General features: G+C 64.5%; 1 protein-coding gene. It reads right to left on the reverse strand.

Annotated elements, in window-relative coordinates:
- Positions 1 to 23 precede the first annotated feature (23 nt).
- A complete protein-coding gene (locus BFAL_RS10445) occupies positions 24 to 1,280 on the reverse strand; it encodes an ISL3 family transposase (RefSeq protein ID WP_236691744.1) in 1,257 nt (418 codons plus the stop codon).
- Positions 1,281 to 1,399: the final 119 nt, after the last annotated feature.

Raw genomic sequence — 1,399 nt, forward strand, 5'->3', positions numbered from 1 at the left:
GAGGCTTGTGCTGTTTTCGTGGGTTAGGTTGTGGGCTTTGGTAGTCGGATGTCGAGGCCGCCGCATCGGAGCATGATCAGGGCGATGAGGTTGTCCACGTGGTGGAAGCCGTAGGCCATGCGGATGGTGACCTTGATCCTGTTGTTGAACGCCTCGAGTCTGGCGTTGGAGTAGCCCAGCTCGATCGTGCGCAGGATGTCGGGCCGCCGTCTGCGGATCTTTTGGGAGAGTTCGACGATCTCGGGGATGCGGCTGTGGGACGCCCAGAACACCCAGTGTTTGAGCTCTGCGGTGGCCTGTCCGAGCGGGTGCTTGAGCAGGTTCCTCAGCAGTTCCTTGAGCTGCCATGCGCGGTAGAGCTGTCCCTTGGGATCCGTGTTCCCCAATGCGGCGAGGGATTCGTCCTGCCGGTCGGTGAGATGGTCGGGGTTCTTCAACACGGCGTATTTGACGCCGCGCATGCGCTTGACGCCCTCTTGGTCGCCGCCGCGCCTCGCGTCGTTCCACAGGCGCTTCCTGACGTCGTCGAGCGCGCCGGTCATCCAGCTGACGATGTGGAAGCCGTCGAGCACGCGCTCCGCGTTCGGGCAGTGCTCCTTGACGCATGAGTCGATCCACTTCGCGCCGTCGCCGGTGACGACCCGGATGGATGCGCGCTGCTCGGGCGTGAGCTGCCTGAAGAACAGGTCGAACACGTCCCTGCCGTACCCGTCGTGCGCCCAGATCACGCGCCCGCGCTCGTGGTCGACGACGACGGTCAGATACGTGTGGCCCTTCCTGTAGCTGGTCTCGTCCACACCGATCGACGTGAGACCGTCGAACGGCGAGGGCGCCGACGCCCTGAGCCGGCCGGCGACCCTGCGGGCGATGTCGCCGGCGGTCCTCCACGCCACGTGCAGGAAACCGCTGACGGTCTTCTGGCTGGCGACGGTCATCAGCCACGCGCACTCCGCCTCGAAGTCCCGCGTGAACCGGCTTCCCGGCTCCGCCCACGGCACGGACGCGACCACCACGCCGCACTTCGGGCAGTCCACCCTGGGCATCGACGCGACCAGCTCGACCCGCCAGCATCCGAAATCCTGATGGCGCCATCGGCGCACGCCGCCGCCACGGTCATAGCCACGACGCTTCCGCCCGCACCTCGAGCACCTGAGCATGCCCGCACGCGGGCGCACGCGCACCTCGAGCACGGGCTCGGGGCGCATAGGACCATCGACGATGCAGACGTTCTCGACGACCATGCCTTTGACGTTGAGGAGCTGTTTGAATATGCTGTTCATCAGGCGCTTTTCGGTTGTGTTTTTCTTGGTCGATGAACATCCTAACCAAAAAGCGCTCTTCTCTTACCGGTTCAACGCCTCACCGGCAAACAACCACCCACGAAAACAGCAATAGCGCC

The sequence above is a fragment of the Bifidobacterium aesculapii genome, from assembly GCF_001417815.1.
Taxonomy (GTDB): Bacteria; Actinomycetota; Actinomycetes; order Actinomycetales; family Bifidobacteriaceae; genus Bifidobacterium; species Bifidobacterium aesculapii.

What these genes read in the sequence shown, in the direction of transcription:
- BFAL_RS10445 (WP_236691744.1), bottom strand. Translation starts at nt 1,280, where the DNA reads ATGAACAGCATATTCAAACAGCTCCTCAACGTCAAAGGCATGGTCGTC.